We start from the raw sequence: 26,427 nt of genomic DNA on the forward strand, positions 1-26,427 counted from the left end.
AAAAAAAATGTTACAAAAGTACCTTTTTGGAACGAATCAATTTTGAATTAAACTGCGTTGCTGCTCCACTAATCATTGATTATTTTTTAGATTCCCGGTACAGCTGGTATTCATACTGGTTTAATTTCAGACAAGATGCCCAATACGCATCCCTTTCATGATTGCCTTTGATTTTAAAAAGTACGATTCTTGTCCATGCCGTCAATAGAAAGAGTAGATAAGAAACAGATATCCATTCCTTTTTATTGGTCTTCTCGAAGTAGATGTATTTGCTTTTTATCATGCGGCGCATGGTATTTTCTTTAATCGTTTCTGAAGCACCTTCTAAATGTATAATTTTGGCCTCTGGCACGGATGCTATCGCATACCCTCGTTTTTTTATTCTCGAGGTTAACTCGGTTTCCTCAAAATACATAAAAAAATCCGGATCAAACAAACCCACTTCATCAAGGACTTTTTTTCGAATCATCATGTCAGCGCCCGTTACGTATCCATTTAAAATCAAATTTTGATCAGAATGATTAAAAATACTGTTTTTGCCGAAACGAAGTTTTGAAAAAACACCCCCAAAAAGAACATCTGCATCTGTATAAATGCCGGGCATTAGTTGACAGAAAGAGTCGGTTGGCTGCTGATTGGCATCATATAAATTAGCTCCACAAACCGCTACCGAACTATTTTTATCCAAATAATCACTAAGAATTGCAATCGCATTATTAAGTAAAATAGTGTCTGAATTAAGCAGAAAAATGTAATCCCCTTTTGCTTTTTGTATTCCTAAATTATTGGCTCGACCGAATCCTATATTCGCGCCACTTTGAATAAAATTAATTTCAGGGAATTTATTTCTGATTAGTACTTCTGATCCGTCATGGGAATCATTATCTACGACAAGTACTTCAAAAGAAAGCCCTTCTGTTTTTTCATAAATGGAATCTATACAACTGACCAGTAAATCTTTTGTATTATAATTTACGATTACGATGGAAACGGTAATTTTCATTTGATAAGGCTAAATTTTAAATTACGGTTTAACAAAATCTGTCTTTTCTTTTGCCTCTAATACCGTCCATAAAACCATAAAATAAGGCGATTGATTTATCCATTTTCTTATTTTCACTCAACAATACTTTTACAAATCTGTAAATAAAATACTCTTTAACAATTTCTTTCTTCAGGATTGTTTCTATCTGCTGGGGGTATTGCTTCCACAACATGATATGATTGCATAAGATAGAATATGTCCTGAAAGGAGAATACCCTAACGTAGTAAAGCCAAAAATTGATTTTTGATGATTGCCATAAATCTGATGCAAAATACAATGGGTATCCACTACTGTTTTGTATCCCTGTAAATTGGCTCTAAAGCAAATTTCATTATCCACACAGTCAATTTTATAATCCTCTCTAAAACCGCCTATTTCATTTATTACGGTAACATCGTAGATGGAACCAGATGTAATACACCAGCTGGTATGCAAAAAATCATCTTGGTACGCATATGTACTATTTGGATTCACACCATAAATAGCGTTGTTGTTTCCCAAATTGAATTGTATTCTGTTTTTATATAATGCGAAACTGCCTTCTTCAAATAAACTATCCTGATCCATCGTAAGCAAGTGAGTATATTGGTTCGTGATACACCAGTCAATGGCCTGATTCAGCGGATAAGCAATAAATTCGTTTTTCCCAGTAGAGAACTGTTGTATTTTCTCTTCATATCCGGGCAAATCAATCAACATTGGAACGTCACCGCTGTTAGGAGTATTGTCCCAAAGAATCAATACATCCACATCAGCAATATACCGAAGGATATTTTTTTTTAAATCATTTAAATCTGGGTAATAAACAACTACTATTGCTGCTAATTTCATGAAGGAAAATACTTTTTTTGTATAATATAAAAATTCAGATGCGAAGACGCACATGAAATGCAATTAAAATAATCAATTATTGTATAAAGGCTTTTTTTTTTAAAAAACCATTCGCCTTTATACTTCCTTAAATTATTTTCTTATTTTAAATAGCGATGGCTTTGTTGATTACGCAAGTTCTCTGACAACTCGAGCAGGATTCCCAGCAGCGACACAATTTCTTGGAATTGATCTAGTAACTACCGCATTCGCGCCGACAATCGAATTTTCGCCAATAGTTACACCAGGTAGCACAACTACACCCTCCCCTAACCAAACGTTATCTTCAATAATAACAGGGCCTTTACTAAACAATTTTCTTAGCGATGGGGGTAGTAATAAAGCTTCTTTTGTTATTTCACCGTGAAAATGATCAGTGATATAAACTTTACTTGCCAACAAAACATTATTGCCAATGATAATCTTATTTATTGCACCAATATGACAATCATGCTGTATGGAAACATGATTTCCTATTTTGATTTCAGGAGTGAATTTATCTCCCAAGACTTCCTCAAAAGCGTGTAAATGCAATCGTTTTTGACAAGAAAATCCCTCTCCTATAGTAATATATTTTCCTCCATGTAAATATAATGGTGACGAAATTAAAAAATCTTCGCCTACTGCGTTAAATTCTCTCAATAGCCACATGGAATATAATTGATTAAATCGTAACGATAATTTAGCCGATAAGGACCGAGAAAAAATACAAGAAAAAAAATAGAGTATTTTGAATACTGATTTTTTTATATTTTGCTTCATTTTATAAACGTTGTCAATTATTTAAGAATTCTTTTAAAAAAAAGATGCCAGTTCGATAGATTAAAAATAAAAGATAAAACAATTTTAGGAAATAAAAATATGACGTTAAATTTAAAACGGCTGACAATAAAAAAATCAAACTGTTTTAAATAATTATTTTCATTCTCAATATATAAATTACTAAAAGCCACATAATTTATAACTTCATGTTTGAAAGGAATTTCCATTTTATTCGAAGTAACTAATTTCTTCAAATGTTCTGAAAACTCTTTTACACTAATGATATTTTTTTTATTCTGTGAACCTAAAACAGCTCGATAAGACTTATTTTCAATCAATTTTAAAGCTTCGACTTTAAATGAATTAAGGCTAGTATGAGTAATTTTAAAATTTGACGTGCTATTAAAGTTAATAAACCCTTCTAAAAAATTACACCGTAAATCATCAGAAGAATAAGATAATATTGGCTTTGCTAATCTTGCTGCATACTGTCCCATTAGACCCCCACTAATTGGATATGTACATAAATAAATATCGCAACTTTCAAAAACATGAGTTATGTCTGGCCGCGATCCTAATATAAACAATCGATTTTGAAAGTCATTATCATAGATAAATTTCTTTATTGGTGCATCATCTCCATGTCCTGCCAATAAGAGTACCACTTTGGGGTTTAAATCGAAAAGTAGTTTCAACAATGTAAAAAACATATCTGATTTACCATACATTTTATAATACGACCCACCTGTGAAAATCTTGATTGAATCAGTAGGAATCTGAGATGGAAGTCCAATAAATGGTTGACAATCTAAAATTGGATAATAAGGTTGAATAAGTAACTTATCTTTAGGCAACTTTCTCTTCTCAGATGAAACCGTACAACCATAATCTCTAAATTCTAAGCAATAATCAATACATTTAACTCCTAACCAAAAGGCATGGTCAGTCAAGTTTATTTGATATCGGGTCACTTCATCAAAATGATTCCAAACAGTTACAGCAACTGAACTAGAAGGTTGTAAATGAAGAAATGCCTTTTCTGGTTTAAAATCAATAATTTTGTTATAAACACATTTTATTTTTTCTAGTCTTGACAAAGATTTATCTATAACAAATAATTCTCCTTTAGGATAAGACTGAATCTCACTGATTATCTGCTTAGAATGTGTTAAATCATGTCCTTCAAAAATAAATAACAATTCAACTCCCCAACTTATCAAAGCCCTTAAATATTGTTGAGTAAGTCCTCTATTGTCTAATGCGAAAACATCATAAAAAACAACTTTTCCTTCAATAGGAATAAATGGTTTTTTTTCAAGAATAATTGAATTAGATATATTAATCAATAGATTTTCTAATTCTTCATCAGTATAAATCCAATTAAAGTTATATGCAATCTCTGCCGCAGTTTCGATATGCTTTAATGAAGCCTCATAATTTTTATTTTCAAACTCTCTAAGTGCTAATGATTTTATTTTACAAAAAACATTTCGAATTAATGGTAGCGTTAACTTGGTCATTCTTTTTTTAATCTATTGTTTAAAAAATTAGCCAAGGCAATCTTAAGTCCTAATCGTTTTTCTAATTCGATATAAGAATGCCAGACGGATAATAATATAAATATTGAACCAGCGAGATAAGAGTATGGTTTATCAACAAACTTCACAACGGCAAAACAGGAAACAGCTAATAAAAATTGAATAGAAAAAATCTTCAAAAAGGAAATGTCAAATGAAAACTGATATTTTATTTTACTTAAAGTAATAACTTGGCACGAATAAACTAAATAAGTAGCACAACAAGATATTCCTAGTCCCGCTAAACCCCAAAAATAATATCCCACTAAATCAAATAGTAAAACATAACAGTTTGCTAAAAGCTCATTCCAAAAAAATAATTTAGTGTCTCCTTTAGCCAGCAAAATAAAACTAACAGACCACGCTGTAGCTTTAAAGAAAGTAGCTAACGCTAACCATAATACCATTTCCTCGATAGCGACAAACGTATTAGAATATAAAATAATAATTATCAATTTTATAAATACTAAGAAGGCAATTAGGATAGGTCCTAAAATCAAAATAGAAACTTCAGCCTGCTGGTTAATCGTTTTTTTGCTTAATTCATTAGATTTTGCTACTGCAGAAAGTCTGGGAAAATAATCGGTTGCCATAGCTGTAAAAACTAATCCAACATAGGTGTTTATTATAGAAAATCCTGCAGTAAATAACCCAACTTGATCAACTCCTCCTCTATAACTAATATATAATTGAATTATATATGTTGATGCAGTTACCAACAAACCGCTAAGACTAATTAGAAAACCCATTTTTAACATACTTTTTCCTTCAGAAAAAGCTAATTCGTTGGTCAAGCTAACTTTAGTAATGTGAACTTTATTTGCAAAATACCAAGAAATAACAAAAGAGACAACAGATGCTATAATTAAAGCAGATACGATACCATCGTTACCAAAAAAATAATATAATGGAACGGTAACAAGTAATCCCAAAAAACTACCTGCAAGACTTGCCTTTGCTAAATATTGCAACTTCTGCATTCCTTGCAAAACCACTAATTGTCCTATATTAAGTTGATTAAATAATAGGGTAACAGAAATCAATGCAAAAGACCAAATATAATTACTATTTCCGAAAGTTATCTCGCTCAGCCAAGGCGAAAGCAATAAAACTAACAAGGTTCCAAAAGCTCCTGTAACCCAAACCCATCGTCTTAAAACACTTACCACCAATCCAACACGCATATCATCGCCGTTGTTGTTGGCAACTGAAACATCTCGTACGGCACTAGTACTTAGACCAAAATTTGTAATTCCTCCAATTAAACTGGTTGTTGAATTCAACAAACCAACAATCCCTAAACCTGTTGCGCCAAGAAATAAAGCTATAAACTTCGACCGTATAATAGAAATTAAGATGGTAAAGACTTGAACTCCCCCAAATATGGAAGTCGCTTTCATTATATTCCTGTACGAGGATTGGTTTTCACTCATAATAACTAAATAACTAAATATTTATTTATCACATCCACCACTCTTTGCACTTCTTCCGCACTCATTACAGGACTTATTGGCAAACTCAAAACTTCTTGGTGAATCTTCTCGGTTATAGGTAGATAATTATCGGCCAGTGAAGAATAACATTCTTGTTTATGCAAAGGAATTGGATAATGAATTAAAGTTTGAATACCATTCTCTTGCAAATACTCCTGTAGAACATCTCGATTTAGCGTGCGAACAACAAAAAGATGCCAAACATGTTCATTATTTTCTCCAGGATTTGGTAAAACAATTTTACTATTGTTTATGTTTTCAAGATAGTAGGTTGCAATTTCTTGGCGTCGAATACTTTCATGATCTAAATAACGTAGTTTAACATTCAAAAATGCAGCTTGAATTTCATCCATGCGACTATTTAAACCCTGAAATTTATTTATGTATTTTTGAGCTGAACCATAATTTGCTAACGTACGTACTACTTTTGCTAGTTCTAGATTGTTTGTCGTTACAGCACCTGAATCCCCTAATGCTCCTAAATTTTTTCCGGGATAGAAACTAAAACCTGCAGCATCCCCTAAATTACCCGTTCTAATTCCTTCCCATCTTGCACCTATAGCTTGAGCATTATCCTCAATGATTTTTAAATTATTTTTGGCGGCTAAAGTTTCTAATTCTTTACTCCAGCAAACGCGTCCATAAAGGTGAACTACCATAATAGCTTTGGTACGTAAAGTAATTTTACTTTCAATCAAATTCAAATCTAAATTATAGGTATTTAAATCTGGCTCGACTAATATAGGTACCAATTTATTATCAGTAATAGCTAATATTGAAGCAATGTAGGTATTTGCAGGTACAATAACCTCGTCTCCCTCCTTCATTAAACCTAACTCTATATATGCCTTAAAAATAAGACGCAAAGCATCTAGACCATTAGCAACAGCAACAGCATTTCCGCCGTCTTGAAAAGAACTCAAATTATTTTCAAATTGTTTTACTTGCTCTCCTAGTAAATACCAACCGCTATCTATAACTTCCGCAGCAACTTTTTTTAGTTCCTCAGCATATTGAGCATTTATCTTTTGTAAATCTAAAAATTTAATCATGATGTATATGTTAATATATGTACACATTTACCATATTTACAACCTAGTTTCTCATACGTATGAATTACGGCTCTATTAGTTGTTGCGGGATGCATAAAGGAATATTGGGCTCCAATTGACTTTAAATGATAGGCCATCTCACTAATTAATTTAAGATACCAACCTTTACAAGTTTGTGAGGAAACTGAAGAAAGAACCATTTTAGAAACTTTTTCACCAATATAATCCCATTCATCAACAAGATAGTTAGCGGTTAAAAATGCATCTGCAGGAACTCCCAACTCGGCTGGAACCATAGTGAAATCGGAAAATCCTTTTATTGATTCCTCTATATAAGTGGCTAGGAATTCATCTGCCTTACCCAAGTCAAATATTGTTTCAGCATGAAATCGATCATAATCATTGCGCATTTCTCTAGCAACTCTTTTTAAATTTGGGATATCTTCTACTGTTGCTGATCGTACGTCATATCTTTCATGGATATAATTCTTTAAATCCAAATAATAAGTTAATCGATTCTCTACTAGTTTAAATCCGCTTTCGTTTAAGGCCTGAATGGTGAAAATATCTTCACTTGGAATTTCAGAGAAGCAATATCGCCCTTTCTCTTTAAAAAAATCCTTTACGAAAATTTTTACAGCATTTTTTAAGATATTGTAGTCCTTGTGAGCATATAAAACATATAATAACTTATAAGTAGGCAGATTAAAATAATCAGAATCCCATTTTAAAAACTTGACAATAAAAACATGCTTATGACCCAAAACATCAATTTGCAAAGTTTGTACATTTTCATCATCAAGATTTTTTTCAATTCCCTTAACAATACTATGTTGAAAAATTTTCTCCTGATCTTTCTTCGGAAAAAAGCTATAGGGTGAATAATGAAAAAGGATATCTTTTCTAGCAGAAATTAAGTCTAAAATCATATAATTCCGCCATTAATGTTAATTTCCGTACCATTGACATATTCCGTATTACGTAAATATTCAATAGTGTTGAAAATATCAGATGGCTTACATAATTTGTTTGAGGGAATTCTTTTTTTGATATCTTCCAAAAATTTCTCCGGTACCTCACTTATCATCCCTAATTCAGAGTACCCTAAGTTAATATTATTTATAGTCACACCTTTGCTTGCATTCTCTATAGCTATTGATTTAGACATCCCAAAAAGTGCTGATTTAGAAGCCGCATAAGCACTAACACCTGGCGACGGCAATTCTGCCACAACTGAACCAAAATTTATGATTCTTCCAAATGATTGTTCTCTCATGAAAGGGAGCAAACTACTAATCATGTTAAAAGTACCTATTAAATTAACTTCAATAACTTCTCTCCATTTTTGGATATCAGCTTTATGAGCAAATGAATTATAATTAATCCCCGCACAATTTATTAAAGTAATTTCTTTTAAATCAGATTGATTATTTTCAATCCAACTTTTAATTTCAACGTCCTTCGTAGTATCTACCTTAAAAAACACTGTTTTGGGATGAGTACTTTCTATAAATGTAGAATTATATATCCCAAAAACATTGATATCCTTTTTACTGTATTCTTCGGCTAAATACTTCCCAATGCCTTTAGAGGCTCCTGTTATTATAATCATAAAATTATTTTTAAATTACGCCCATTTAATAATTGCAGCTCCATACGTCCAACCGCTACCAACGGCAGCAAATAAAATATTTGATCCTTTTTTTATTTTACCTGCTTGTAATGTTTCATGCAGTAAAATTGGAATAGTTCCTCCCGAAGTATTCGCATATTTATCCATGTTTGTCATTACCTTTTCAAATGGCAAGCCCAAAATTTCAGCAGTTTTTTGAAGTATTTTAATACTTGGCTGATGAGGAATCATTAAATCGATGTCGTCTATAGTTAAATTAGTATCTGCTAATACTTGATTTATAGCAAGAGGTAAAACTTTTGTGGCGGTATCATAAACTGCTTTCCCATTCATTTGGAAATAATGCAAATTATTATCTATAGTATTTTGGTTTGCTGGGAATTCAGAACCACCTGCGGGAATTGTAAACTCAAATTTACCTCTTCCATCAGTATATAATCGGTAGGCTAAAAAACCTTCGTTTTCTGAAGCACTAGTTAAAACTGCAGCACCGGCACCATCCCCAAAAAAAACGGCATCTCTTCTTTTCCAATCGATAATTTTAGAAAACGTATCTGCACCAATCACCAATACATTATTATAAACGCCACTGGCGATATATTGAGATGCTACTGACATAGCGAATAAAAAACCACTACAAACAGCGGATATATCGAAAGCTACCGCATTATAAGCTTGTAGTTTATCTTGTACAATAGAAGCTGTTGATGGTGCCAAACGGTCTGGAGTGGAAGTAGCTACAATAATCAGTTCAATGTCGTCTTTAGTCAATCCTGCATTTTTAATAGCCATTGCACCCGCTAATGAAGCTAAATCGCTTGTACATTGGTTATCCTCCGCTATTCGCCGTTCATTTATCCCTAAATGTTCAAAAATCCACTCACTATTAGTGTCAATTGACTTTTCTAACTCTGAATTTGTAATTCTGTTTTCAGGAACATAAGCTCCTGATCCAATTATCTTAACTGTTCTAACTAACTGCTTCATTTATATATGTTTTATAATCGTCAAAATGCCTTATATAATCACTCTCGTTATATTCATGAGATGCCAGCACTAGACAAATGGAACCACTGGAGAAGTTAATTTCAGAGGCCCAAATTCCTGGTGGAATATGCAACCCTACATCAGGTCTGTTAAGTAATACTTGTCTTTTAGTGAAACCATCATCCAGTAAAACTTCAAAACTGCCACTCGCTGCAACCAAAAACTGATGACACTCTTTATGTGCATGTGCCCCTCTGGATTCCCCACCAGGAATATCATACAAATAAAAAATTCTCTTTACAGTAAATGGAATTTGAAAATTATTAGTAACAGCGGTGATATGACCATTTCGATCACCAATTTGATTTAAATGCAAAAGATTACACTCAAAAACACTATTTTTATTATTCATTCGACAACTTTTTAAAATTCTCAAAATCTCTGATGTAATCTTCTTTAGAAAAAGGCTCACTGGAAACATGTAAAGCTAAAGCATTGGTAGAAAAATTTTCTATATGCCGCCATGTCTTAGGTGGTAAATACAAACCATAATAACTCCTATTTAATGAAAACTTTTCAGTAGTTCCGTCAGTATTTGTAACCACAACATCAAAACTTCCGCTTAAGGCTACAATGATTTCATGTTGCTTAAAATAAGCATGACCCCCTCTTATTCCACCCCCAGGAACATCATAAGTCCAATAAACCCTTTGAATTTTAAAAGGGATCTGATTAGGATATTGCAAAAAGGTTAAATTTCCTCTTGGATCTTGTATTTTCGGAAAATCTATTAATTTTATGTTATCACTCATTAAATAATTATAAATATTTTACTAATATAACAAAAGAATCGTCAGAAAAAGCACCAATAGCGCTAACCAAAGTGGATTTTTCTTGACGTAGATTCAAAGGTATTACGATATACTATATTCAATTTACTACTGCTATTTCGCTCAATTTGCAATTGTAATATATCCTCCCTCAATTAAGAGATGGGTAAGATTTCTATGTTGATTTAAAGTCATCTAAAACATTTTTTATCAAAAATATTACGATGTTGCTTATAATCGCTTTTTCGAGACAATACGAATAACCAACTACCATAACAACTTATAAGCGTATAATGCAATATAACGACCGTTAATTATACAGTAATTTCCTTTAAAATTCGTCTTATAATCAAAAACAATACCGTTAGCATTCCAGCCAAAAAACCTCCTAAAATAATCCCCTTCGCTTTACCAAACCTCTCTTTAGGCAAAGGTAAAATAGGCCTGTCCACAACTTGTATTAAAGGAGTTTCTTTTCGCAAAGTAACTTTAGCTAATTCTGTTTGTTTCACTAACTCAGTTAAGATAGCAGTATTCGCCTGCACATCGACTTGTCTGCGGGCCGACGGTGCACGACGCACATTCATAGCAGGATTTAAACCAAAAGTATTGTCATTGGCTACTGCAACGCCTGTAATCGCTCCGTTGAGTTCCCTACGAATCGAATCAGTTTGCCGTTCGAGAATCGCCATATTCATTCTTGACTTTTTACTTTTGGTATCGACATAAAAATCAGATACTCTTTTGGCCAAGGCCTCTGAAAAATACTTGGCAAACAATTCATCAGTAGAAACTACATCAATGCTTATAATGGATACCTTTTTATCTTTTTGCGCAACCATTAGGCCATTCTTGGACAAATCAGCGTATACCACACCCAAGATACTGTCATGTACTCTTGTAAAATACTTCCGGTCGGTATTAGGAATGAATTGAATGTTTTTAAATTTTGGTTTTCCGTTCCATTTTTCTCGCCATCCCTCATTTCTAACGTACATTTCTGCTAATGAAATACGATCACCATCTACTACAACTGGAGCCAATAAGGTTTGCTCCACCATCGAACGGGATTTGAATAACTCAGTCAAATTCGCTCCTGCAAATACGCTTCCACCACCGCCACCACCGATGTCTAATCCCAAAGAACTCGCTAATCCCAACGCACCTCCCAATCCGCCTCCTGATTTTTCATCTTCTAAAGCAAAAGAGAGCGTCGCAGTGTATATTGGTTTTTTCATTAAGGAATAGGCAACACCTAATGCACTTCCTATAAATACCATCAGGAAAAGTATTTTCCACTGCGAAAGTAAATAAGAGAACCAATCCTTGCCCTTGTCAATTAATTCCTTTAATGTAATTTGGTCGTTTTGTTCGTTCATTTTATCAAGATTTTACGCTTGTATTTTATTAATTTTTTATCAAATAAAAACCTCTTGTCGGTTTTAAATTAGTCTCGGTTAAGCTTGAACTCAAACCAAATGATCTGCTAACTATTAGTGTTACTGTAACCCGGACTCTGATCAGTCACAACTGACCACTGATCACTGAATACTGTAACCTAATCACTAAAAACTGACCACTGCAAACTGATCACTGATTACTGATCACTGAACACTAAAAACTACCTCAATATCGCTATAATTACGCCTGCTAAACTAGCCAATACTCCTGCTATACTTACAAATTCACCCGTACTCATTTTTTTGACTTCTGGTTTTTCAGGAACAATAATTTGGGAACCCGGAGTGACTTTTGGATAGGATCTAAATACCAAGAATGACCTGGTAACCGCCGCTTGTCCATTAGGATAAATAATATAGGCTTTTTTCTTCCAGCCTTTATTATCAACTCCACCTACCGCATTAACATAATATCCAAAACCCTTTCCTCTATTATACGGAATTTCAGAAGTCAGCAACACATTACCGGTCACTTTTACCCCTTCATTAAATGCAGACACTTCAATTTCATCTCCTGGGAATAAAGTTACGTTTGTACTACTCTTTGGATTTTTAATAATAGCTTTCCAATCCACTGGTATAGTGGCATATTTTAAATCTTCTTTTAATTTTTTTTCCAATTTATTTTGAATACTATCTTTCTTTCCCAAATTTAAGTTTACGTTTTCTATATCCTCAATTTGTTTTGCTTGAATAGGTCTTTTAATTTTAACTCCATCCATATTCGCGACCGAAGTTAATCCTCCAGCTCTTCCTATTAGATCAAATACTCTATCTTTCTTATTTGCTAAAACGTACTTTCCTGCATAATTCACGGCGCCTCTCACCGTTACCATCTCTGGTTTTTCATAGACTGCCATCTTGCGGATGTTCACCACGTCAAAAGGGCGTAACTCAAAATTTTTCGATTGTTCGTTGTTGTCTGGAGAAATCTCGATGTTAAATAATTCTGCTTTATTGGGATTGGCATCATCAATTTGCTCGGACATTATCATTCTGGCGATTTCCACTCTTTTGGAAGCTGATCCGGTTAATCCTCCTGCTTGCACTAAAAAATCATTTAACGTCAAACCCTCTTGATAATCATACACACCAGGTTTTTTGATTTCACCATCAATGGTTATTTTATATTCTTCAACAAAATCTAAAATGGAATAAACGGTTACAATATCTTCTTTTTTCAAAGCAATATCAGCTTCAAGATCCCCTTCTAATGCTTTCTCTAAATTTACATTAACAATTTCCTTCGTCAAATCCGATTTTAATCTGATGATTCTTGCTCTTTTACTGTAAGCATCTTCTTTTAATCCATCTGCCTTTGCAATCAAATCAGAAAAACGCATTCCTTCATAAAAGGAGTAGGTATCCGGTCTAAAAACAGCTCCGTCAATTTTAATACGATTTTCAAATCGGTTTAAAATTTTTGTCACAGTAAACACATCACCAGATAAAGGGGTATAGGAATTAAACTCTGTTGCTTTTATATCTCTAACTTTAAATTCTTTATTTGTTTTTTGCAAAACATTTACCGATGCAGTATATGCAAACTCGTTAAATCCTGATGCAAAAGACAATAGATCTGTAAAAGTTTCCCCTCTTTTCATTTCAAATATCCCGGGACGTTTTACTTGTCCTTCAACCGTAACTCTTTGATTATAGGCTGGAATCCGAATAACGTCATTATCTTTTAACCCTACATTATCAGACTGATCTCCATTCACTAAAAAATGATAGATATCAATAGTTCGATACACTTTATTGTCTCTCAATAATTCAATATTTCTATAACTGCCATTCTTGCCTGGTCCCCCACCTAAGAACAAAGCATTATAGACTGTTGCCAGAGAAGAAATTGAATAGTTCCCCGGTTGCTTGCTGCCTATCAACGTCACTTTAATGGTTCTGATACGACTCAAACTAACGCTAACTTGAGATTGTCCTGAATTAATTGTGCTATATACTTTCGCAAAGGCATTTCTGATTTTTTGCGTAGCAGCTTCAATACTCATTCCCGAAACCGGAATCTGACCTACATACTGGATGGTGACTTTTCCTTCTACACTCACAGGAATACTGGCACTAAATTCTTGCACTCCATAAACGCTAACTTGCAAAACGTCACCTGGTCCCAAGATATAATTTACAGGAGTGGCTAATTTCAAATTAGGTTCGAAATTTAATGTCGGATTATCAAATAGTTCCGAACCAAATACCAGCGCATTAATAGAATCCTTAACTTTAGTATTGACAATCTTTTCTTGTTTTCTGGCGGATTTTTTACCTATTTCGCTATCATTATCCTCATCATCTTGAGTTATATCCTTTTTAACGATGTCACTTTTGGTCTCTGGCATGGCAAGACGCTCCTTTAATTTGGCAAACTCAGAGGCAGGCATTCCTTTACCTAAAGCCATTGGTTCTGCTTGTTCGATAGTCACATTATTGGTTTGTAACTGCGTTTTTATTTTTGCAATTTCACTATCGGATAAATAATCCACTTTTAGTGTACTCAAATCAGTGCTCTTCAACAAATCTTGCGCAACCATATTTGCTGATTGAAAAAGGGCTATAAAAAATACAGCTACAATAATTATTTTTCTCATGTCTAATCTAAAATTTACAATTTAGTTCTCGTATTCTATCTGAAATTATATTTTGAAAGCCATCGTGATTGTTGCGAACTCCACATGGCTTCGCCACAGTAAGCCACATCCTAGGCACACTTTTTTTTAAAATTTGTACAAAGCTAGAATAAAATTATAGGAAAATCTATAGTTTCAGTAGGAAATATAAAACAAAAACGACGTTTATTTGGTTCCTATCAGGGTATTAAACAATTAACTTTACTTTGATTTCGCGAAAGTAATCACAAATATACCTAAATCACAAAAAAACCGTAAATTCTACAAATAATAATACCGTTAAATAGAAAAAAGTTTACAAAATAAAAACATCTTGTAAACTTTTAATTTTATTTTAATTTAGAAACGATTAGTACTATCCTTTTAACCCGATAGGTCTAATTAGTTTGTGATGATAATTTTTCGGAAGTTCGATTGATTTTCTCCCGAAGCCTCGAAAAGAAAAGTGTATCGAGAACATGAAAAATTGTTATTAAAAACGGTTCTCGATATACGTCACTTCTAGAAGCGAAGCATATCAAGAAGTTTTATTTCATTTCATTACACAAAAAACACTCGAACTGACGTTTTTAACAATTACACCCAACGGCTTATCCTTTTAATAGTGTTTTATACCAAGGGTCTTTTTCAACTTTTATACCGTAGCCATATCCATAACCATAGCCTTTTGTTGAATCAGTATCATTAAGAAGCAAGCACATATTAGGCAGTTTTTGTTCTTTATATAATGTATTTGGAATGTTTAACATGCGTTTTTCCAAAAAGTTGGCTCGAGCCACATAAATGAAACAATCTGCATGTTTAGCAATCAACAAGGTATCAGTAACCAAACTCACCGGAGCAGTATCAACGATAACATAATCATATTGCGCTTTTACCGTTTCGAACAATATTTCTACTTTTTTACTCATCAACAATTCTGCAGGATTTGGCGGAATTACTCCCGCTGGCAGAATGTGAAAATCTTCGAAACCATCTTGTTTTATAATCAGATCTTCGAGTTTTGAATCTTTTGAAGACAAATAATTAGTAAATCCTCTTTCTGGCAAAGTAAAATATTCATCTAATCTTGGGTTCCTGATATCCATTCCAATCAGCAATACTTTTTTACCTGAAAGTGCAAAAGTGGCTGCTAGATTAGCCGAAACGAAAGTCTTCCCTTCCTTTGGAAAAGTAGAGGTCAAAAATATCGTTTTAGCCTTATTTTCATCCGCTTTACTCAATACAAATTCAAGGTTAGTCCTAATAATTCGCAAAGCTTCTGCCGTACTGGTTCTGCTTTCTGATTTAATAATTTCCGTCGGTGAATCCGAAGTAGGAACATCTCCTATGAAAGGAATCATGGTTTTCCCTTCCAGATCCAATCTACTTTTAATTTTAGTGTCCAGTAAATCATCCGCATATATTACGCCAAAAGGGATTAACAATCCTAATAATAAAGACGCTAAATAGACAATATTCTTTTTTGGAGAAATAGGTGCTTTTACAGCTTTTCCCGCATCAATGACTCTTGCATTAGGTTCGGTAGCTGATAATGAAATTGCAGTCTCTTCTCTTTTTTGTAATAAATATAAGTAAAGCTCTTCTTTTACCTTTTGTTGTCTGGCAATCACCCTAAATTGGCGTTCTTGAGTAGGAATTCTTCCTATTTTAGAATTCAATATTCCTTCATTATTGTTTAAGTCTCTTTTTTGAATATTTAAACTGGATTGCATTCTTAACAAACTAGTGGTTACATTTGATTTTAAAGAGGCAATTTGTTGATCCATTTTAAGGACTGAAGGATTTTCTAGTGTAGCAGATTTCAAAATCCTATTGCGATCCAATACCAGTTCATTATAGGAATTAATTAGATTACTGGCATCTCCCTGACCAGAGATAATATTAGTGGGCAACAAATCAGCTTTAGAACTTTTCTTCATGAAATTCAACATAGAGGACACTACATTCAATTGAATATCAGTTTCTACTCCTTTTTTATCATATTCATTAGATCCTTCCACATAAAGTTTAGCTTCTGATTCAATATCAGTCACTTTATTAGCGGTTTTAAAACTTTCTACGCTTTTTTCAACACCATCCAATTCCTCTGTAATAATGGCTAATCTGTTATTTATAAATTTCGAAGTATTCTCCGATATAAAATTCTTATCTGCGGCAGCATCATCATTATAAATTGCAATCAAATTATCTAAGAAATCCTCCGCTTTGGCTACCACAGGATCAGATATGGAAACCTCAACAACACTACTCGTTTTACTTACAGGTGTTACCATTACTCTTCCTCTAAAACTATTTACCACATTTTCCAACGGACTTATTACAATATTAATCTCTCGACTATTATCTTCCAGGTGAGTACTATTTGTTTTAGATTTATTAATAATCATTTGCCCGTATTGCGTAGCAATTAACTGTCCATAATGGAACTTATTATTACTATTTAACGTTATTTTTGACTTATCATTGATCAATTTATTTTTTAATTCAAACGTATTCGAACTTAACTCCTTATAATTCAAATCCATTTTATTTTTGTAAAATAGATTCTCAGGATTTATCAAAGTCACCTCTATTGGAGCGTCTTTGTAAATATCTGTATCAACAACTTTACCTTTGGCAATTATGGCAATAGTAAGGTTCAACTTTTTTACCGTACTTTCTGCCAATGATCTGGATTTTAAAATTTCAATTTCGTTGTCCACATTACTTTTCATCCCTCCGCCTAAACCCATATCAGCAAAAGCAGAAAGCTCCGAAAGCATTCCCCCTTTCTTCTCATCCTTTACCAAAATCGTTGTTGAAGCCTGATATTGAGGTATGGTATATCTTAAATATATAAAAGCCATCACTAAACAGAGACTAACGCCTAATGCAAACCATTTCCAGTGAATCAAATATTTATCAAAAAATGCTTTCAAATCAAAATCATTCTCTAAATCGTCGTCGAAGTCGTTATTTCCCATTCTAAAATTTATTTTGTTGTCGTGATAATCAATGTAATTAAGGTAATCAATATGGAAGTAATTGAAATAATTACCCCGGTATTAGGACCAACAGCGGCTCCATTTATTCTGCTTTTATTAGGTTCCACATAAACCACATCGTTTTGAGCCAAATAATAAAAAGGAGAATTAATAAAATCAGCTTTGGTAATATCCACTCTATTGAATGATTTCAAACCGTCTATTTCTCTGATGATTAATATGTTGTCCCTTTTGCCATAAATGGTTAAATCCTTTGCCAAGGTTAAAGCTTCAATCAACGTAATTCTTTCAGAAGCAACACTATAAGTACCAGGCAGTGTCACCTCTCCTTGTATAGAAACTTTAAAATTAGCAATCCGCATGTTAATAATCGGATTTTTTATGTAAGTTGCTATCTTGTCATGAAACATAGTTAACACTTCTGTTCGGGTTAAGCCGCTCACTTTCAATTTTCCTAAAACCGGAAAGTCAATAGTGCCGTTTGCATCCACTAAATAAAGCTGCATCGTGGCTTGACCGCCAGCCATGTCAAATTTTTCAGTACTTTGCAAACTTACCGATTTCAAATTAAAAGGAGCTGCAATCTCAGGATCCTCAGCCGATACAATTATAGAGAGTAAGTCATCCGGTTGAATTTTTATTTCAAAACTATTTGTTTTTTGGGTGGGTAAATTATCAATATTTTGGTAGTAAACCAACTCTTTTCTCGAGGCACAGGAAAAAAGGAACAGCATCAAAAACAACGGAATTGTTTTACGTAGTATAGGAAAATATTTCATAGGTTGATATTTATTGTTTTTTTTAAAGTCATATGTAATGTGCATAACATCATTTGTCTTAGCTACAAATTTATCTTTATGCTCATTTCATACGGTTTTAATTTTTAAAAGTTGCAAATATAGGTATTAAAAATTTTATCAAGACTAGTAAAAAAAAACATCAGTAATCTAAATTTTATATAATTTACGGTTTGGTGTAATTAAGATGACTCCAAAATGGCTATCCCATTCTTTTTACTTTGTTTTGAGCCTGCACTGAGCTGAGCCTGCCCTGAGCTTTTGTCGAAGGGTCGAAGGTTCGAAGGGTTCGAAGGGGTTTATTTTTGTATTTTTTTTCTAAAATTATAATTTAACTTAATGAATATTGAATACCTATTAATCGATTATAGTGCGATTACAACTGACCTCTGAGACTGAACACCGATCACTGAATACTGAACACCACTGACCACTGACCACTAATAAGCCTTCTCCTCCCCATTAAATACATTAAAAACAGTACGGAAAATAATTTTTATATCTAATAAAAGACTCCAGTTCTCAATATACCAGATATCATGATCCACCCGATCTTTCATTTCAATCAATTTTTTTGTTTCTCCACGTAAACCATTTACTTGTGCCCAACCAGTAATTCCAGGTTTCGCATAATGACGCACCAGATAGTTATTGATTAATTCCGAATATTGCTCCGTATGTTTTAACATGTGTGGGCGTGGCCCTACGACTGACATAGTACCCCATAAAACATTCAAAAATTGTGGCAATTCATCCAGATTTGTTTTGCGCATAAAAGCCCCTATCTTAGTAACCCGTTTGTCTTTTTTTGTTGCTTGAATTTTATCGGAAAATTTATTGCCCTTCATGGTTCTAAATTTTAAACAAAAAAAGGATTCATTTTCTCTTCCGGAACGTTGCTGCTTAAAAAATACAGGCCCGGGAGAATCTAGTTTTATAAGAACAGCCAGAATAGGGAACAACCACGGGAAAATCAACACAATCACCAAAAAAGAAAAAATCAGATCAAATGTTTTCTTTAATAATAAGTTAATGGTCCCCTCCAAAGGTTCTTTACGTAACATCAATACCGGTGTATTCTCGTAAAACGTAATTTCCACTTTACGAGATCTGGTATATTGTTGAAAATCAGGTATAAATTTAATACGAACCATATGACGTTCACAAAGCGCCGTTAATTGGTTAATTCTTTTAATATGATCAATATGCAAGGCAATATACATTTCATCTACCTTATTCACACTAATAAAATCCTCGACATCATCAAGCCCTCCAAGCAGTGGCTTGGGAATTAAGGAAAAAGGATCCACTGCGTCATCAAAAAAACCCATGATTCTGTACCCATACGTAAGATCTTTGGACAGAATCCGATGCATATTTACCCCTGCATCATTGGCTCCAATGATCACAACACTTTTAAAATTATATCCTTTAAAACGAACATACTTTAAAAGCTTCATAAAAAGCAGTCGGGAAATACTAAGCAAGATAAAAAAGAGAAAATAGAAGTAAACCAAACGCAAACGAGAAATTTCATGAAATTTCAACACCGTCACAAATACTGCTATTAATGCAATATGAATCGTTAAATGTTTAACCATTCGCAGTAGTATCGTTTCTATGCGTTCCACCCGAATGATCCTGTAATCATCCTTAAAAAGCAAAATAATAATCCAAAATAAATTGGTTAACAAAGTAACGGTTCGTACTTCTTTTAATTCCAATCTAGCCAAACTATCAAAGCGTATCAGGAAAGAAAGTAGTATTGCCCCATTTAGCAAAACAATGTCCCAGATAAGGAAGCATAGTTTAAAATAACGTGAAAGTCGATGAGTAGATAGATTTTGTAGTATTGACATATAAAAGAATAATGTATTACTAGTTTCGCTTTTTAATAATTACGTTTATTTTTAAATTTCAGTTTCATAGTATGGGCAAATCTAATACTTACTCTTAAAAATGCGTTTTAATTTTTCTTTCAAAATTAATTTTATAAAAACAGGCCCATAATACAAATAGCGCTTCCACATTCGTTTAGGTTCTTTCAGCAAACGGACAAACCATTCTAAACGTAAATTGATCCAAAAAGAATGCGGCCGAACTACAGTACCGGCATAAAAATCAAAAACAGCACCAATGGAGCATATAATTTTAGCATCCAAGGTTGATTTATGCTGAAATGTCCATTTCTCCTGTTTGGGTGCGGTCATTCCAACAAATAAGACATCGGGTTGAAACGCATTGACCGCATCCAGCATTTGTGTATTTTCAATAGTCGAAAATTCAGTGGCATAGACCGGCGAAAAAGTTTGAAACCGTACATTGGGAAATTCTCTGGCAAGACGCGCTGCAATTTTCTGCAACGTATGCTCCGAAGAACCTAAATAAAAGCAAGTCCCTCCTTTTTTATTTAAATCATCCAAAAGAAAGTGATGCAAATCTGCTCCCGCAATTTTTGTTATTTTTTTATTCTCTAATAATCGCACCCCGGCCACGATAGCCATGCCATCCGGCAATAAAATATCTGATCCTTGCAGGGCAGTTTTAAATAAGGTATCCGTTTCAGCAATACAAAAAGAATATTGATTGATGGTGTTGATCAATGTTTTACCAACTATAAGCAAATCCTTTAGACTGCCAGTGTAAATGGAATAGTCCACTAACGGAACCGATGGTATTGAATTACTCATTACTTAATTTTTGGTCAAATTGTTGGGATGTGTAAAGGAAATAATAGGTAGCTTTACCGATAAAAAAAACTGACTATTTTTTCAAAACCTGGTTATAAATAGACTCAAAATAGTGCTCTTGTAATTCAGGAGTGTAATTTGATTGATAACTCTCAAAAGCATTTGCACCCATTTTTCCTTTTTCGATTATTGAAAGTGCATTGAATTTAGAAATCACCTCTCTTAGACGATTCACTTTTCCTGGTTCAAATAAAAAACCATTATAGCCATCTCTAATCAAAGATTGAGGGGCTCCGATATTTGATGCCAGAACTGGTGTCCTACTGACAAAAGCTTCTATATTAACTAAACCAAAAGTTTCATACCAAACAGAAGGAAAAATCAATGCCTGTGCTTTTTGCAATTCTTCTATCACTTTTTCATTGGATAAATTACCCAAATAACTAATATTAGACGATTCTTTTGTGGCATTTACCACCTGTTCTTTTAGTGGGCCGTCACCTGCAATTTGCAATGAAAAAGGTAATTCCTTAAAAGCATGCAATAATATGTCAATTCCTTTTTCTTCGGATAAACGGCCTATAAATAAAAAATGTTCTCCCCTTTTGATGGGTTGACTTACTTCAGGAATTCTCGTGAAGTTCGGTTTGACCGTAAATTGCTCCTTTGAAACACCAAAATTGGATTGTTGAAAAAGATCAACTGCAAAAGGAGTCAAACACACATACGAATCAATCTTTTTCCAAGTCCCTATTTTTTTGTGAAACCAGACGACAAAAGCGAGCCAAAAAGTTTGAACTGCTGAGGAACGATACACCTTATTACGCACCGCACTCCAAGGAAATGGGTCCTTTAAACTTTTTGTGAATAATTTTCCTTCATTTAAAAGAATTGCCGAAGGACACAACAGACGATAATTATGTACGGTATGAACTAATGGAATACCCAAGCGATTAATAACACGAAATACAAGCGGTCCCATCGCAAAATGCCAGTTGTGTACATGTACTACATCAGGCTGAAATTCACGTATTTTACTCTTTACTTTTTTGGCAGCTCCAATATTCCAAATAGAGACTAGGAATTGCAAGGCCCCTTTCCAAATAGACAAATTTTGAAAACGCAAAATTTCAACATCATGATGCTGTTTTAAAAATTCCAGTTCCTGCTCCACTACGGCATCTTCACCGCCCTGCAATTGATAATGGGTATGAATGAGGAGAATTTTCAATGTTTGAATACTAAATTAATAATCTTATATTTTATTCTGTTAAATATAGAAAATGGTTTTATGAATTGACTAATAATTTTGGGTTCCAAATGAATCTCTTTTGAAAACTGAAATGTTATTTTTTCTCCTTTATCTAATGTAGTTTGGTACCTGCTGAACTTTTCTTTTGTATTACTGGCATCAGGAGAATTAAAACCGATATTATCTATTTTCGATACAAAAGGATGTACCGAAAACAAATCGTTTTTAAATTGATGGTAACACCAGCGGATTGCCCATGAACTAATTCTTCCTTGCATTTGACGATCTAACATGTCAGACATATCAGAACCCATTTTATTAAAATTGCGGCGTGAATTACTATCTTTTTTAAATTCTGAATAATCTTTAACATCCCAATCAATACTAGACCATCGGTCTTTCCATGTTGCCCAACCCCAACTGGAGGAGCGCAAAGCAAAATAAACATCTGCCTCTGATTGTCCATTGTTTATTGGAACACTAAATCCCGTTATTGAGAACACTTTACTTTTGTTTCGATAAAAATTTAATGCTTCATTCATATAATTTAAAAAATTGGGACTGCTGACTAAATCGTCTTCTAACACAATAACCTTTTCATGCTCTTTTATTATTTCATTGACTCCTTCAATAATTGATTGCGCTAAGCCCTTGTTCAATTTAGATTCATAAATTGTCACTGTTTTAAACCCTTTTATTGAACCAATATATTCCCTTACGGCATCAACTGCCTCTATATCTAGTTTACTTTTTGCTGCGTCCGAAAAAACATATAAATCAGATGCTGCAGCGAGATAATTGTTTTGTAATACTTCTACCGTTTGTTTTAAAGTCTCGAGGCGTTTGTAAGTAAAGAGAACTATGGGAGCTAAGATTGATTCCAATTTTTTATTATGAGTTAAATTTAATTCGAAATGCTCAATTACCAGATTTTTATTAATTAAAACATCTAAAAAACTGACTAGTAATTTTTTAATTTTAATTTAAATATATATCCCAACTTACCAAGTTGATTTCCGAATTTTGAGATGAATTTTATAAAATATTTATTTGGAGTTATCAAAGCAAGCAATAATAGAGAAAGAGAAATCACAATTCCGCCGAAAAAACTTTTAATTATTACAAAAAAGGCAATTAAAAACGAATTGTTTTTAAATAAAAATTGAGTGTAATTATACCCCCCAAGATATCCTCTATTTAAAAACCAACTTATTTCCAATCTTTTTTCATCTTGTATTTCATAAATAATTGCTTCATCACAAAAAACTATTTTTGCACTTTGTTGAATTAAAAAATTAAAAAAATCAGAATCTTCACCCCCAGTGTGATTGAAATGAGTTTGGAATGGAGGTGTCCTTAATTTAAATAGTTTTTTTCTAACTAATGTATTACCAGAATATCCTTGGTTAATTGTAGCTAATTGTCCTGTTGTAATAGTATCTCTAATAAAATATGAGCTTTTTCGGATATATGATGGAAAATCTTTTGGTATTTCATAAATTACTTTGCCAAGAACAACATCCGCATTATATTTCTGTTGACAGTCTATTATTTTGGACAACCAATTCTCTTCTGCATATTCATCATCATCAATGAATAGAATAAACTCACCATTAGCCTTAGAAACAGACATGTTTCGTGCATTAGACAATCCCTTTACAGGTTGAGAAAAATACTGAACATGAGTAATAAAACGGTCGGCAACTTCCTTTGCCGATTGAGCCTTATCATTATCAACAACAATTATTTCATATTCGATTTTGGCGATTTGGTTGATAACAGATTCAATACATTTTTGCAATAGTATTGGTCTTTTATAGGTACAAATAAGAATGGAAATCATTTCAATTTATTTTTCATGCGAGCTAATCTAGTTTTCAAAAAACGAAAAAGGCCTTTTGCTTTAATTGACCAATTTTCAGCATGTTTTTGTTGAATCAATAAAGACTCGATTTGTGCTTTAGACCAGTTGGAAGTTGACAAACTATCATTATGTTCTCTAAAGACAGTAATATTTTCATTGATTTGAAATGGCGTATATTTTTTAGCTATTCTTAAAATTAAATCATAATCCATAGCATACTTATATTTTTCATCAAAATATCCTATTTTTTCATAGATAGCTTTTTTTACAAAAACTGTGGGATGTGGAATATTAAATGTATAGGATAAAAATTCTTTTGAATAAGGTAGATTTTTTTGAAATATGAATTCCCCATTTCTTTTTTTTCGTACTAAACTGCCATAAAGCCATTCACAATTAGTGTTAACGAAACAAGACGCAACCAAATCTAAAGAGTTATTTGAATAATAATAATCATCAGAGTGCAATATCGCAATTATATCTCCCGAAGCATGACTAATTCCAAAATTCATAGCTTTACTTACGCCTCCTCTAATATTTGTGAAAACTTTTTCAATATTATATTTTTTAATTATATCTAATGTTTGGTCAACCGAACCACCATCAACTATTATTATTTCATAGTCTTTAAATGTTTGGTTTTTAATTGACAAAAGACATTCTTCCAAGTATTTTTCACTATTCCAGGTACAGGTAATTATTGATATTTTAGGCATATTTTTTTATTTGAGACTTTTTTAATCAAATCATATTTTAAAATAAATCCGAGTATTGCCAACATGTGAAAAAACACTAAATCAAACAATATCTCACTTGTAGATAATACTAAAATCGATATGAAAAATGCAATTGCCATTTTCTTATTTTTCTCATATTGGTAACATAAAAAATAAAAGTAATTATAAATTCCGTATAAATAAAAAACAGTAAATAGTATACCTCTTTGAACCAATAAAGCAGTTAACCCATTATTTCTTAATACATTTTTATCATTAATCCCAATCCTTACCCTTTTGTCGCTTCCTTTACCAAAAAGAAAGTACTCTGGTTGTTCAGTAACCTCTCTCCAGTCCAGTATCGTACTTGCAATTCGAGAATCTCCCCCTTTATCCTGAATAGCATCTTCCCTGTTAATAAATTCTTCAAAGATCTTATCTTTTAAAAAAGTTGTATTATTAAACAGTATAAAAGAACCCGTTAATAATACTGTCATCAACAACATTTTCTTTATTAAAATAATTTTATTTGAAAGTAATATTAAACCTAAAACTAAAACTGCAAATGAAACGTATCCCGTTGAGGAAAATGTGGTTATCAGTGTAATAAAACTAACAATTGAATATTTGTTAATTATTTTTTTAAATAGAATTAAATTAAAAATAATTGAAAGGATAAGTAGGCTTGCAAATATTGTTGGTTCCCAGAAAGGTCCATTATTGCGAATCAAATAAAAATTATAATCAAAATTATAAAATATGGGATTTACTTGAGATGACAAATTGCCATATTGCTCGTTTTCAACTCTAAAAATAGGATCAAAAAATGATTCAATTATTTTAATTGCTGATTCAGAAATTAATAAAATACCGAAGATTATTAAACTTATAATTGATAAAAAATGGATGATTTTTATATAAGTAATTAAAAGAGACGACTTGCAGCCAACTGAAAATCCGAAGCCAATTATAAATGATGATACTATAACTCTAACAACTGATAAATCGTAATTGGGTGTAAAATTAAGGAAATGATAGACTTCAAGAATTAACAGAAAACTAATTAGAAATAGAACATCTTTATATTTATACAATGATCCAAAAAAAAAGAGACTAATTGCCAAACAAATTGTCTCCATAAATTTATTTCTAAATATTGGAATAGTTGAAAAGGCAATCAATAAAAACACTAAAACATAGACAATTCTTTTTTGTTTATTTATGTTGAGTTTCATGAATTATATTTTAAGCTAAAAATAAATTTAAAATTTTGCGAGGAGCTTCTCCTAGGTTTAAGAACATCTTAAAAATAATAATTATCTTTCTAATGTTTCCACGAAATATCTTCCTTCACTACTTTAGCTGGATTACCTCCAATTAATGTATTCTTTGAAGTAAAAATACCTTTCACTATTGAATTAGATGCAATGACTCTACCACTTGGTATAACTGCACCTTTGTATATTTTAACTCCACAACCAATCCAAACATTGTTTCCAATACTAATTGAGTTATTTTGTTGTTGCTTTTTTCCTTGATAACATATTTCATGAAAATCTTCATCTAGAAATTGACAGTCCCAGGATATTGTACAATTATCACCTATCGTTAGGTTATGCATAATAATTAGATTTGTGAAACAATTTATATAACCTCCAGATCCAATTGTTACCGTTGCATTTTTCCAATATCAAATCTACACCCTCGACCCACAGAGTAATTTCCTTTAATAACTAACTTCCCTGCAATATTCAAGTAAGTTCAGTCAT

The 26,427-nt window shown here is 32.7% G+C and carries 23 protein-coding genes; all 23 read right to left on the reverse strand.

Annotated features, from left to right (window positions below; translation table 11 throughout):
* Positions 1-79 precede the first annotated feature (79 nt).
* Positions 80-1,003: a glycosyltransferase family 2 protein gene (locus tag H4V97_RS07035; RefSeq protein ID WP_209549328.1), complete on the reverse strand. Its 924-nt coding sequence runs from the start codon at positions 1,001-1,003 to the stop codon at positions 80-82.
* 28 nt (positions 1,004-1,031) lie between these two features.
* On the reverse strand, positions 1,032-1,877 hold the full coding sequence (locus tag H4V97_RS07040; protein ID WP_209549329.1) for a hypothetical protein: 846 nt from the start codon (positions 1,875-1,877) through the stop codon (positions 1,032-1,034).
* 168 nt (positions 1,878-2,045) lie between these two features.
* On the reverse strand, positions 2,046-2,678 hold the full coding sequence (locus tag H4V97_RS07045) for an acyltransferase (RefSeq protein ID WP_245345212.1): 633 nt from the start codon (positions 2,676-2,678) through the stop codon (positions 2,046-2,048).
* 17 nt (positions 2,679-2,695) lie between these two features.
* Entirely contained in the window at positions 2,696-4,198 is a 1,503-nt protein-coding gene (locus H4V97_RS07050; RefSeq protein WP_209549330.1) for a hypothetical protein, read from the reverse strand.
* Positions 4,195-5,655, reverse strand: a complete 1,461-nt coding sequence (locus H4V97_RS07055) for an O-antigen translocase (protein WP_209549331.1) — start codon at positions 5,653-5,655, stop codon at positions 4,195-4,197. Before H4V97_RS07055 ends, H4V97_RS07050 begins: the two co-directional genes overlap by 4 nt.
* Positions 5,656-5,693: 38 nt before the next feature.
* Entirely contained in the window at positions 5,694-6,800 is a 1,107-nt protein-coding gene (locus H4V97_RS07060; RefSeq protein WP_209549332.1) for a DegT/DnrJ/EryC1/StrS family aminotransferase, read from the reverse strand.
* Positions 6,797-7,729: a hypothetical protein gene (locus H4V97_RS07065; RefSeq protein ID WP_209549333.1), complete on the reverse strand. Its 933-nt coding sequence runs from the start codon at positions 7,727-7,729 to the stop codon at positions 6,797-6,799. The genes H4V97_RS07060 and H4V97_RS07065 overlap by 4 nt, the downstream gene beginning before the upstream one ends.
* Entirely contained in the window at positions 7,726-8,412 is a 687-nt protein-coding gene (locus H4V97_RS07070; RefSeq protein ID WP_196849385.1) for an SDR family oxidoreductase, read from the reverse strand. The genes H4V97_RS07065 and H4V97_RS07070 overlap by 4 nt, the downstream gene beginning before the upstream one ends.
* Before the next feature lie 15 nt (positions 8,413-8,427).
* Positions 8,428-9,420: a 3-oxoacyl-ACP synthase III family protein gene (locus tag H4V97_RS07075; protein ID WP_196849386.1), complete on the reverse strand. Its 993-nt coding sequence runs from the start codon at positions 9,418-9,420 to the stop codon at positions 8,428-8,430.
* On the reverse strand, positions 9,404-9,832 hold the full coding sequence (locus H4V97_RS07080; RefSeq protein WP_196849387.1) for a sugar 3,4-ketoisomerase: 429 nt from the start codon (positions 9,830-9,832) through the stop codon (positions 9,404-9,406). The genes H4V97_RS07075 and H4V97_RS07080 overlap by 17 nt, the downstream gene beginning before the upstream one ends.
* Positions 9,825-10,232 carry a sugar 3,4-ketoisomerase gene (locus H4V97_RS07085; RefSeq protein WP_209549334.1) on the reverse strand — a complete coding sequence of 136 codons (408 nt, stop codon included), beginning with the start codon at positions 10,230-10,232 and terminating at the stop codon, positions 9,825-9,827. Before H4V97_RS07085 ends, H4V97_RS07080 begins: the two co-directional genes overlap by 8 nt.
* A 332-nt stretch (positions 10,233-10,564) precedes the next feature.
* Positions 10,565-11,629, reverse strand: coding sequence for a lipopolysaccharide biosynthesis protein (locus H4V97_RS07090; RefSeq protein ID WP_196849389.1), 1,065 nt, complete (start codon positions 11,627-11,629; stop codon positions 10,565-10,567).
* A 242-nt stretch (positions 11,630-11,871) separates the two neighbouring features.
* The gene (locus tag H4V97_RS07095; RefSeq protein WP_209549335.1) at positions 11,872-14,313 is read right to left on the reverse strand and encodes an SLBB domain-containing protein; all 2,442 of its coding nucleotides are present in this window, start codon (positions 14,311-14,313) and stop codon (positions 11,872-11,874) included.
* A 629-nt stretch (positions 14,314-14,942) separates the two neighbouring features.
* Positions 14,943-17,318 (reverse strand): GumC family protein, encoded by a 2,376-nt coding sequence (locus H4V97_RS07100; protein ID WP_209549336.1) that lies wholly within the window; start codon positions 17,316-17,318, stop codon positions 14,943-14,945.
* An 8-nt stretch (positions 17,319-17,326) separates the two neighbouring features.
* Positions 17,327-18,118, reverse strand: coding sequence for a polysaccharide biosynthesis/export family protein (locus tag H4V97_RS07105; RefSeq protein ID WP_209549337.1), 792 nt, complete (start codon positions 18,116-18,118; stop codon positions 17,327-17,329).
* A gap of 458 nt (positions 18,119-18,576) precedes the next feature.
* Positions 18,577-19,995 (reverse strand): undecaprenyl-phosphate glucose phosphotransferase, encoded by a 1,419-nt coding sequence (locus H4V97_RS07110; protein WP_209549338.1) that lies wholly within the window; start codon positions 19,993-19,995, stop codon positions 18,577-18,579.
* An 81-nt stretch (positions 19,996-20,076) separates the two neighbouring features.
* Entirely contained in the window at positions 20,077-20,826 is a 750-nt protein-coding gene (locus H4V97_RS07115; RefSeq protein WP_209549339.1) for a WecB/TagA/CpsF family glycosyltransferase, read from the reverse strand.
* A gap of 73 nt (positions 20,827-20,899) precedes the next feature.
* A complete protein-coding gene (locus tag H4V97_RS07120; protein WP_209549340.1) occupies positions 20,900-22,057 on the reverse strand; it encodes a glycosyltransferase in 1,158 nt (385 codons plus the stop codon).
* A complete protein-coding gene (locus H4V97_RS07125; RefSeq protein WP_196849396.1) occupies positions 22,054-22,962 on the reverse strand; it encodes a sugar transferase in 909 nt (302 codons plus the stop codon). The genes H4V97_RS07120 and H4V97_RS07125 overlap by 4 nt, the downstream gene beginning before the upstream one ends.
* A gap of 77 nt (positions 22,963-23,039) precedes the next feature.
* Positions 23,040-23,921: a glycosyltransferase family 2 protein gene (locus H4V97_RS07130; protein ID WP_255549179.1), complete on the reverse strand. Its 882-nt coding sequence runs from the start codon at positions 23,919-23,921 to the stop codon at positions 23,040-23,042.
* Positions 23,918-24,658, reverse strand: a complete 741-nt coding sequence (locus tag H4V97_RS07135; protein ID WP_196849398.1) for a glycosyltransferase family 2 protein — start codon at positions 24,656-24,658, stop codon at positions 23,918-23,920. The genes H4V97_RS07130 and H4V97_RS07135 overlap by 4 nt, the downstream gene beginning before the upstream one ends.
* Positions 24,640-25,893 carry a hypothetical protein gene (locus H4V97_RS07140; protein WP_209549341.1) on the reverse strand — a complete coding sequence of 418 codons (1,254 nt, stop codon included), beginning with the start codon at positions 25,891-25,893 and terminating at the stop codon, positions 24,640-24,642. The genes H4V97_RS07135 and H4V97_RS07140 overlap by 19 nt, the downstream gene beginning before the upstream one ends.
* A gap of 89 nt (positions 25,894-25,982) precedes the next feature.
* On the reverse strand, positions 25,983-26,279 hold the full coding sequence (locus tag H4V97_RS07145) for an acyltransferase (RefSeq protein WP_209549342.1): 297 nt from the start codon (positions 26,277-26,279) through the stop codon (positions 25,983-25,985).
* Between the last annotated feature and the right edge of the window lie 148 nt (positions 26,280-26,427).

Source organism: Flavobacterium sp. CG_23.5 (assembly GCF_017875765.1).
Classification (GTDB): Bacteria; Bacteroidota; Bacteroidia; order Flavobacteriales; family Flavobacteriaceae; genus Flavobacterium.

Bases quoted from the DNA above. Each gene is read 5' to 3' on its own strand.
- H4V97_RS07035 (WP_209549328.1), bottom strand. From the start codon at position 1,003: ATGAAAATTACCGTTTCCATCGTAATCGTAAATTATAATACAAAAGAT.
- H4V97_RS07040 (WP_209549329.1), bottom strand. From the start codon at position 1,877: ATGAAATTAGCAGCAATAGTAGTTGTTTATTACCCAGATTTAAATGAT.
- H4V97_RS07045 (WP_245345212.1), bottom strand. From the start codon at position 2,678: ATGAAGCAAAATATAAAAAAATCAGTATTCAAAATACTCTATTTTTTT.
- H4V97_RS07050 (WP_209549330.1), bottom strand. From the start codon at position 4,198: ATGACCAAGTTAACGCTACCATTAATTCGAAATGTTTTTTGTAAAATA.
- H4V97_RS07055 (WP_209549331.1), bottom strand. From the start codon at position 5,655: ATGAAAGCGACTTCCATATTTGGGGGAGTTCAAGTCTTTACCATCTTA.
- H4V97_RS07060 (WP_209549332.1), bottom strand. From the start codon at position 6,800: ATGATTAAATTTTTAGATTTACAAAAGATAAATGCTCAATATGCTGAG.
- H4V97_RS07065 (WP_209549333.1), bottom strand. From the start codon at position 7,729: ATGATTTTAGACTTAATTTCTGCTAGAAAAGATATCCTTTTTCATTAT.
- H4V97_RS07070 (WP_196849385.1), bottom strand. From the start codon at position 8,412: ATGATTATAATAACAGGAGCCTCTAAAGGCATTGGGAAGTATTTAGCC.
- H4V97_RS07075 (WP_196849386.1), bottom strand. From the start codon at position 9,420: ATGAAGCAGTTAGTTAGAACAGTTAAGATAATTGGATCAGGAGCTTAT.
- H4V97_RS07080 (WP_196849387.1), bottom strand. From the start codon at position 9,832: ATGAATAATAAAAATAGTGTTTTTGAGTGTAATCTTTTGCATTTAAAT.
- H4V97_RS07085 (WP_209549334.1), bottom strand. From the start codon at position 10,232: ATGAGTGATAACATAAAATTAATAGATTTTCCGAAAATACAAGATCCA.
- H4V97_RS07090 (WP_196849389.1), bottom strand. From the start codon at position 11,629: ATGAACGAACAAAACGACCAAATTACATTAAAGGAATTAATTGACAAG.
- H4V97_RS07095 (WP_209549335.1), bottom strand. From the start codon at position 14,313: ATGAGAAAAATAATTATTGTAGCTGTATTTTTTATAGCCCTTTTTCAA.
- H4V97_RS07100 (WP_209549336.1), bottom strand. From the start codon at position 17,318: ATGGGAAATAACGACTTCGACGACGATTTAGAGAATGATTTTGATTTG.
- H4V97_RS07105 (WP_209549337.1), bottom strand. From the start codon at position 18,118: ATGAAATATTTTCCTATACTACGTAAAACAATTCCGTTGTTTTTGATG.
- H4V97_RS07110 (WP_209549338.1), bottom strand. From the start codon at position 19,995: ATGTCAATACTACAAAATCTATCTACTCATCGACTTTCACGTTATTTT.
- H4V97_RS07115 (WP_209549339.1), bottom strand. From the start codon at position 20,826: ATGAGTAATTCAATACCATCGGTTCCGTTAGTGGACTATTCCATTTAC.
- H4V97_RS07130 (WP_255549179.1), bottom strand. From the start codon at position 23,921: ATGATTTCCATTCTTATTTGTACCTATAAAAGACCAATACTATTGCAA.
- H4V97_RS07135 (WP_196849398.1), bottom strand. From the start codon at position 24,658: ATGCCTAAAATATCAATAATTACCTGTACCTGGAATAGTGAAAAATAC.
- H4V97_RS07140 (WP_209549341.1), bottom strand. From the start codon at position 25,893: ATGAAACTCAACATAAATAAACAAAAAAGAATTGTCTATGTTTTAGTG.
- H4V97_RS07145 (WP_209549342.1), bottom strand. From the start codon at position 26,279: ATGCATAACCTAACGATAGGTGATAATTGTACAATATCCTGGGACTGT.